Raw genomic sequence first — 8,378 nt, 5'->3', positions numbered from 1 at the left:
GTCTCCGGCTCGCTCGGCCTGCTGGCCAAGGCGCGAGCCGACCGCGAGCAACTAGTCGCCGCCCTCTATGCCGACGCCCGCTACGAAGGCGTCGTCACCGTCACGATCGAAGGCAAGCCGCTCGACGACCTGCCGCCCGACGCCGAGTTCAAGGGGCCGCAACCTATTCCAGTGGTCATTTCCATCGCCGCCGGCGCGAAGTTCACGCTGGGCAACATAAGGCTGGAAGGCGATGCGGCGGGGCTCGCCAGCGCCGATTTCGGCCTGATCGCCGGCGGAGACGCCGGCTCGGGCGCCGTGCTCAAGGCCGAGGCGCTGATCGTTCGGGCGCTGAAACAGGAAGGCCGGCCGCTGGCCAGGATCACGGACCGCCAGATCATCGCCGAGCACGCCAGCTCGACGCTCGACGTGACGCTGACGGTCGCGGCCGGGCCGGTCGCCGGCTATGGCGACACCACGGTCGACGGAACCGAGAAGGTCGACCGCGACTTCACCGAATACATGACTGGGCTGAAGCGCGGCCGCCAATATTCGCCCGACGAGATCGACGACGCGCGCGACCGGCTGCTCGGACTGGAGGTGTTCAACAGCGTGACGATGAAGGAAGGCGAAAGCCTCGACACCGAGGGCAACATCCCGATCAACGTCCAGGTCAGCGAGCGCAAGCCGCGCTATTTCGGCATCGGCGGCACCGTCTCCAACACGGAAGGGCTGGGCCTGGAAGGCTATTGGGGCCACCGCAACCTGTTCGGGCGCGCCGAAAAGCTGCGTATCGAGGGTGCCATCAGCGGCATCGGCAGCAACGATCTGGGCGAACTCAACTACAATGCCGGCATCATGTTCGAGAAACCGGGCGTGATTGGGCCGTCCTCGAAATTCTTCACCGGCATCAAGACCGTATTCGAGCATCCCGACGCCTATGACCATTTCTCGGTCAAGGGCAACATGGGCGTCTCCTATGATCTGGACAAGAAGCAGAGGGTTTCGGCGGAATTCGCCCTCGACTATTCGAGGATCACCGACGCGTTCGGCAAGCACACCTACCTGATCGCCAGCGTACCCTTGCAATATGTCTATGACGCCAGGGACAACCGGCTTAATCCGACAAGAGGTTTCAGGGTGCTGGCCTATGCCGAGCCGAGCTACGACATACTGAACGGCGCGACGTTCCTCAAGCTGAAGGGCGAAGGGTCGGCTTACCAGTCGCTGGACACAGCTTCCAAATTCGTGCTCGCCGAGCGCGCCAGCATCGGCTCCATCGTCGGCACCGGCCTGCAGAGCGTTCCGGCCGACCGGCGCTTCTATTCGGGCGGCGGCGGCTCGGTGCGGGGCTATGCCTATCAGGGCATCGGCCCGAAGGACATCGACGGACAGCCGATCGGCGGGCTTTCCTTCTTCGAGACTTCGGTCGAGATGCGCATCGCCATCACCGACACGATCGGCATCGTGCCGTTCGTCGATGCCGGCACCGTTTCGACGAAGTCGTTTCCGGACTTTGCCGATATGAAGGTCGGCGCCGGCGTCGGCGTGCGCTATCTTACACCGTTCGGGCCGCTGCGTGTCGATGCGGCGGTGCCGCTCAATCGCGGGCCGGGCGACCCGCGTTTCGGCATCTATGCCGGCATTGGTCAGGCCTTCTGATGAAGACGTTCTGGCGCATCCTTCGCATTTTTCTCTACACGCTACTCATCGTGGTGGCGGCGGCCGTCGGCGCGCTGGTCGTGCTGACCGAGACCGAGAGCGGGCGCGACAATCTCGCCGGCATGATCTCGAACCTGGCATCGAGCGATGAGCGCAAGGTCACCGTCAGCGGCATCGACGGCATCTGGTCCGGCGCGCTCAGGCTCGACCATATCGTCGTGGAAGACCGCGGCGGACCTTGGCTGGTGGCACGCAAGGTGGCTCTCGACTGGTCGCCGCTGGCGCTTCTGTCGAAGAACTTCAGCGCCGACCGCCTTGCTGCCGAGCGGATCGAACTGGCGCGGCTGCCGTTGGCGAGCAATCAGCCGGCGGAGAGCGGCACGACATCGCTGCCGGTTTCGATCGACGTGAGGCAGGTAGACCTGCCGGAGATCGCGCTGGGCGAGGCGCTGGCCGGCAGCGGCATTGCCGAACTTGCTGCAAAGGGATTCGTCAAGGCCGAAGCCGCGCCGCTCTCGGTCGATACGGTTCTCAAGGTCACCCGCCACGACGGCAAGCAAGGCAATGTCGACGCCAAGCTGCATTTCGCGCCGGCCGACAATAAGCTCGACCTCGATCTCAAGGCGTCGGAGCCGACCGGCGGCATCATCGCAAATCTGCTCCAACTGCCGGGCCAGCCGCCGGTCGAGATCGTCGTCTCCGGCACAGGACCGCTGGGCAACTGGAGCGGCATCGGCACTTTCGTCGTCGACGGTCAGATCGTCACCCAGCTCACCGGACGCCACCAGCTCACCGACAAGGGCCATATGGTGGAGGCCAAGGGCGACGGCGATTTCGAGCGCTTCCTGCCCGAGAAGCTGAAGCCGTTGTTTGCCGGCAAGACCAGCTTTGATCTCGCCGGTACCGCGACCCCCAGCGGCGGCGTCGACATCGAGCGGGCGGTGGTCGAGAGCGGCTCCGTGCACGGCACGGCCGCGGGCATGGTCGATCCCAAGGGCGCCAGCGACCTGTCGGTGGAACTCGCCGCCAAGGCCGAGCCGGTGGTGCTCGACGTCGGCACAAAGGCGCAGCCGGTCACCGTGGCGGTCAAGAACGCAACCGCCCGTGCCTTCGGCGACGGCAAGGCGCCGATGGTCGATATCGGCGCGTCGCTGGTTTCTGTGGCGGCGGGCGGCACCCAGCTCAACGATCTCACGGCCGCGATCCATTCCGACGGCTTCGATATCCAGGATCGCAGCGGTCCGCTGTCGATCAAGCTCTCGGCCGGCGGGCTGAAGACCGACGTGGCGACGCTGGAGCCGCTGGTGACTGGCGAGCTCATCGCGGATCTGGCCGGCACGATCAGCAAGGACGAGATTTCCGTCGACCAGGGCACGCTGCGCAGCGATGCGCTGAATGCTTCGCTGACGGCCACGGTTTCGCTCGTCGATCTGGCGATGAAGCTGAAAATGAATGCCGATGCGGTGTCGAGCGCGCTCCCGCCACAGATCCGCTCGGTGCTTGGCGAGCGCGTCATGTTCTCGGCGGCCGCCACCCGCGATCCGCAAGGGGCGTTCGCCGCCAATTCGTTGTCGCTGACTTCCGGTTCGCTCAGCGCCAGCGGCACCGCCCGCGCGCAAGGCTCGGACATCCAGGCCAACGTCACGGGAACGCTGGGCGACGTCTCGGCGCTGTCGTCGCTGGCCGGGACGCCGCTCGCCGGGGGAATCAATTTCACGCTGTCCGCGAGCGGTCCGCGCTTTGCGCCGGATTTTTCGGTCGCGGCCGACAGCGCCAGCCTGACCGCGGCCGGCCGCACGGTCAAGGACGTCAAGCTTTCGGCGAAAGGCAAGGCGGACATCGCCAGCCCGCAGGCGGACATCTCGCTGACCGGCAGCGTCGAGGAGCACGCACTGGACATAAGGGCGTCGCTGGTGACCAGCGAGGGCAAACGCTCGATCAAGGGGCTCAGCCTTGCCCTCGGCGACAACAAGGTTTCCGGCGACCTTGCGCTCGAGGACAATTTCCTGCCGCAAGGAACGCTGACGCTGGCGGTGCCCGACATTGCGCCGCTGGCGGCGCTCGGCGGACAAACGGCGACCGGCGACATAAACGGCACCATCGACTTCGCCAAGGAAGGCGAGGCGCCGACCTTCACCATCAATGCTGCCAGTGGCTCGATCGCGCGCGGCGAGGTGGCGGCGAAAGCGATCACGGTCAACGCGCTGATCGCCAACTATCTCAAGAGCCCAGCGATATCAGGCACGATCAAAGCGGATACGGTGACATCGGGAACCACCGTCGTCAGCGGCATCGGCGTCGATCTGAAGCGCGACGGCGACTGGACCAATTTCAGCGGCGGCGCCACGATTGCCGGCATTCCGGCCACCGCCGCCGGCCGGGTCAGGATCGCGAACGGCACCACCAGTGTCGAGATCGCCTCAGGCGAAGCCACCGTTCGCGGCATCAAGGCGGCGATCGCCGGGCCGTCGAACCTCTCTATCGCCAATGGCGTGACCAGCATCGAAAGGCTGGTGCTCGATCTCGGCGGCGGTTCGGTGACGCTCTCCGGCAAGGCCGGCCAGACGCTCGACCTCGCGGCCACGGTCTCGGCGCTGCCGGCCGCCCTTGCCAACGATTTCTCGCCCGGCCTCGACGCCGCGGGCACGCTCGACGGCACGGCCGAAGTCACCGGCCCGGCGGCAAATCCGGACGTCCGCTTCAATGCCAAATTGACCGGCGCCGAAACCAGCCAGACCCGCCAGGCCGGCCTCGGGCCGCTCAGCCTCAATGCCTTGGGAAGCTTCACCACCGCGGGCGGTATTGTGCTGGACCAGGCGACGCTTTCGGGCGAGAAGATTTCCGGCAAGGCTTCCGGCACCATCAATGCGAACGGCGCCAGTGATTTCGCCCTCGACCTTGTCTCGACGGGTCCAAGCCTGCCGCTGTCGTTCGGCAGCGCCGAAAGCCCGATCAAGCTTGAATTGCAGGCGCTGTCGGTGAAGGCGGCCGGGCAGGGCACGCAGCCGAAGCTCGACATCTCGGCCGTGCTGCCTTCGATCGCGACGAATTTCACCAAGTCGGAAGGCATCACGCTAGCGCTGCATTCCGATGCCTTCGACGTGAAGAGCCGCACCGGACCGATTTCCGGCACGGTGACGGTGGAGACGATCGGGCTCGACAATCCAACCATCGCGCCGCTGGTCGCCGGCAAGATCACCGCCAAGGTCGCCGGCAGCCTCGCCGCGGACGCGATCACGATCGACAGCGGCTCGGTGCAGGGCGAGGCGTTGGATAGCGCCTTCAACGGCCGCGTCTCGCTGGCCGACGGCGCCATCGACCTTAATCTCAAGGTCGACGCCCTCTCGGCGGCTTTGCCGGCGGCGGCGCGCGGCGTGCTGGCCGAGCGCACGCAGCTCAGCGCTGCGATGAAGCGCGACGCCCATGGCGGTGTCACTATCAGTTCGGTCAAACTGGCCTCCGGCGCGCTGACCGCCGACGGGCAAGCAAGCCTTGCCGACAACAGGCTCAGCGCCGACATCAAGGGCGCCCTGACCGATATCTCGCTGTTGTCCAAGGACGCCAAGGGCGCGATCGCCTTCGCGCTCAACGCGCAAGGGCCAAGCCTGGCGCCTGACCTGTCGTTGACTGTGAACAGCGACAGGCTTTCGGTGGCGGCGCGCGAAATCACCGGGCTTAAACTGACGGCCACCGGCAAGGCCGATGCCGCCAATCCGGAGGTGAATGTGCAACTGACCGGCAATGTCGCCGGGCAGGCGCTGCAAGGCAGCGCGGTGCTGGCGACCACCGATGGCAAGAGCGCGATCAACGGGCTGCTCTTGTCGCTCGGGAAGAACCGGATCTCCGGCGACCTCGCGCTTGACGAGGCCTTCGTGCCCGCCGGCACCATCGCGCTCGACCTGCCCGATATCGGCCCGCTGGCGGCGCTGGCGCTGGAAATGGCCGAAGGCGACGTGAGCGGCACCATCGCCTTCACCAAGACGGCCAACGGCCCCAACGTCACCGTCAAGGCGACCACGGCCGCGATTTCGCGTGGCGACCTCTCGGCCAGGAACGTCGCCATCGACGCGCTGGTCGCCAATTACCTGGCCGCCCCGGTGATCTCCGGCAAGGTCCGCGCCGACAGCGTCACTTCGGGCGGCACCGTGGTCAGCGGCATCAATGTCGACCTGAAGCGCGACGGCGACTGGACCGGCTTTTCCGGCGGCGCCACCGTCAAGGACATTCCGGCCAAGGCCGCCGGGCGGGTGAGGGTGGCGAATGGCACCACGACCATCGAACTCACCTCAGGTCAGGCGACCGTGCAAGGCATCAAGGCGGCGATCGCGCAGGCCTCGACGGTCAGTATCGCCAACGGCACGACGAGCCTGGACAGGCTGGTGCTCAATCTCGGCGGCGGCACCGCGACGGTGACCGGCAAGGTCGGACAGGCGCTCGATATCAATGCCGCGCTGGCCAAGGTGCCGGCTTCGCTCGCCAACAGTTTTTCGCGCGGCCTCGATGCTGCAGGTTCCATCTCCGGTACGGTCAAGGTGACGGGCGCGCCGGCCAATCCGTCGGTTGCCTTCAAGATCGACGCCGGCGGCGTGCAGACCGCGCAGACGCGCAGCGCCGGCCTCGGCGGCATGAACATTTCCTCGTCGGGAACGTTCGCCGGCAAGAAACTCACCTTTGACGCCGACATCAGCGACGGCGCAGGGCTCGGCCTGAAGGGCGGCGGCTCGGTGACGACGGCGGGAACGCCGGCGCTGGTGCTCGACTTCTCCGGCAAGGTGCCGTTCTCCTTCCTTGCCGCCAAGCTCGCCGCGCAAGGCCTGTCGCTGAGCGGCACCGCCAACGTCAATGTCCAGGTGCGCGGCCCGGCGACTTCGCCGGTCATCGGCGGCACGGTCAGCACGTCGGGCGCCCGGCTGGTCGACGCGCGCTCCGGCCTTGCCGTCAACGATATCGCCGCCGACGTCTCGATCGGCGCCGGCGTGGCCAGGATCAATCGTCTGACCGGCACGCTGTCGACGCGCGGCAGCCTGTCGGCCAGCGGCACGGTCGGCATCAATCCGGCGCAAGGGTTCCCGGCCGATCTTTCGGTCAAGCTGACCGACGGCCGCTACACGGACGGCCGGGTGGTGACCGCCAATCTTGGCGGCGACCTGACCATCAAGGGGCCGCTTGTCTCGGCGCCGGTGGTCGCAGGCACAATCATCCTGGCCAAGACCGTCATCACCGTTCCCGAGAAGCTGCCGGGCTCGCTGGCGGCGCTCAACGTCAGGCACAAGGGCGCGCCGGCCGCGGTGCGCGCGCAGGACAAGGCGCTGCGCCCGGCTTCCGCCAGCGGCGGCAGCGGTGGCGGCGGCGGTCTTGCCCTCGACGTCACCGTCAACGCGCCAAATCAGATATTCATCCAGGGCCGGGGCGTCGACGCCGAGCTTGGCGGCTCGCTCAAGCTGACCGGTCCGGCCTCCTCGCCGCATGCGGTCGGCACCTTCACCTTGCAGCGCGGGCGGCTGACGATCCTCGCCAAGCGGCTGACCTTCACAGAAGGAACGGTCGGCTTTTCGGGCTCCCTGGTGCCCTACCTCAACCTGACAGCGACCACGACGACGAGCAGCGCCACCGTCACCATTGTCGTGTCGGGCGAGGCGACCAACCCGAAGTTCACCTTCTCCTCGACGCCGGCACTGCCGGAGGACGAGGTGCTGGCGCAGCTGATCTTCGGCCGCTCGATGTCGAACCTGTCGCCGCTGCAGATCGCGCAGCTGGCGGAGGCCGCCGCGCAACTGGCCGGCGTCGGCGGTTCGACCTCGCTGCTCGAGAACCTGCGCAGCGCGATCGGCGTCGACGACCTCGATGTCACCACCGACGAGAAGGGCGGCACCGCCGTCTCGGCGGGCAAATACCTCAACGACCGTACCTATGTGACGATCCAGAAGGGCGACAAGCCGGGTTCCGGCAAGGCGGCGATCGACCTCAATGTCGGGCGCGGCGTCAAGCTGCGTGGCGAGGCCACCGATGCCGGCGAAGCCAAGGGCGGCATCTTCTACGAGCGCGAATACTGAAGCCGGTCGCAGGAAGGGCAGCCTTTGGCGCTATCGCAGCAGGCGGCTGGCGCCGTCCTATGCCGTTTGAATGTCTCAGTTTATTCGTTTGCGCATAATCGAATGAAATCTGCGACGCAGTAGCAAATTTGCGTCAAGACTGTCGCTATCGCGCGAACCGCCCTCCTTCCAAAGTTGCACATTCGTCAACATGTTCCCAGTCCAGACCGTCTTTGACATCACGGTCCGGATGCGGAATGTTACAAGGCGGAAAGCCAACAATGGGAGTTAATCATGGCAATCTACAAATCTAACGGTGACCGCGTTCCGGATCACATCCTGGCCATGGCCGAAGAAGCCAAGGCAGGCAAGGTGGACCGCCGCGAATTCCTGGCGCTCGCCAGCGTCTTCGGCGCGACCACGGCGATGGCCTACGGCATGCTCGGCCTCGCCGATCCGACCCCGGCACGGGCCGAGGACGTGCAGGGCAAGAAGGGCGGCATCCTGAAGGTCGCGCAGTGGGTCAAGGATCCGAAGGACCCGCGCAAGTCCGACTGGTCGGAAATCGCCAATGCCGAGCGCCAGGCGCTCGAGCCGCTGGTCAAATACACCACTGAATACACGTTCCGTCCCTATCTGCTCGAAAGCTGGGATGTGAACGACGACGCCACCGAATACGTGCTGCATGTGCGCAAAGGCGTGACG

General features: G+C 66.3%; 2 protein-coding genes and 1 pseudogene. All 3 read left to right on the top strand.

What is annotated here, in order from left to right; genetic code table 11:
• Positions 1 to 1,641: autotransporter assembly complex family protein (locus EN745_RS24275; RefSeq protein ID WP_145992117.1), on the top strand; the 1,641-nt coding region annotated here is incomplete at its 5' end.
• A complete protein-coding gene (locus tag EN745_RS24270; protein ID WP_127422443.1) occupies positions 1,641 to 7,694 on the top strand; it encodes a translocation/assembly module TamB domain-containing protein in 6,054 nt (2,017 codons plus the stop codon). The genes EN745_RS24275 and EN745_RS24270, both read left to right, overlap by 1 nt.
• Positions 7,695 to 7,967: 273 nt before the next feature.
• Positions 7,968 to 8,378, top strand: a pseudogene (locus EN745_RS24265) (diguanylate cyclase); the annotation flags it as partial.

It is taken from the genome of Mesorhizobium sp. M4A.F.Ca.ET.022.05.2.1, assembly GCF_003998845.1.
GTDB lineage: Bacteria > Pseudomonadota > Alphaproteobacteria > Rhizobiales > Rhizobiaceae > Mesorhizobium.
Note: the sequence above shows the minus strand (reverse complement) of the source record. Positions and strands in the feature narration are given on the sequence as shown.

Bases quoted from the DNA above. Each gene is read 5' to 3' on its own strand.
- EN745_RS24270 (WP_127422443.1), top strand. From the start codon at position 1,641: ATGAAGACGTTCTGGCGCATCCTTCGCATTTTTCTCTACACGCTACTC.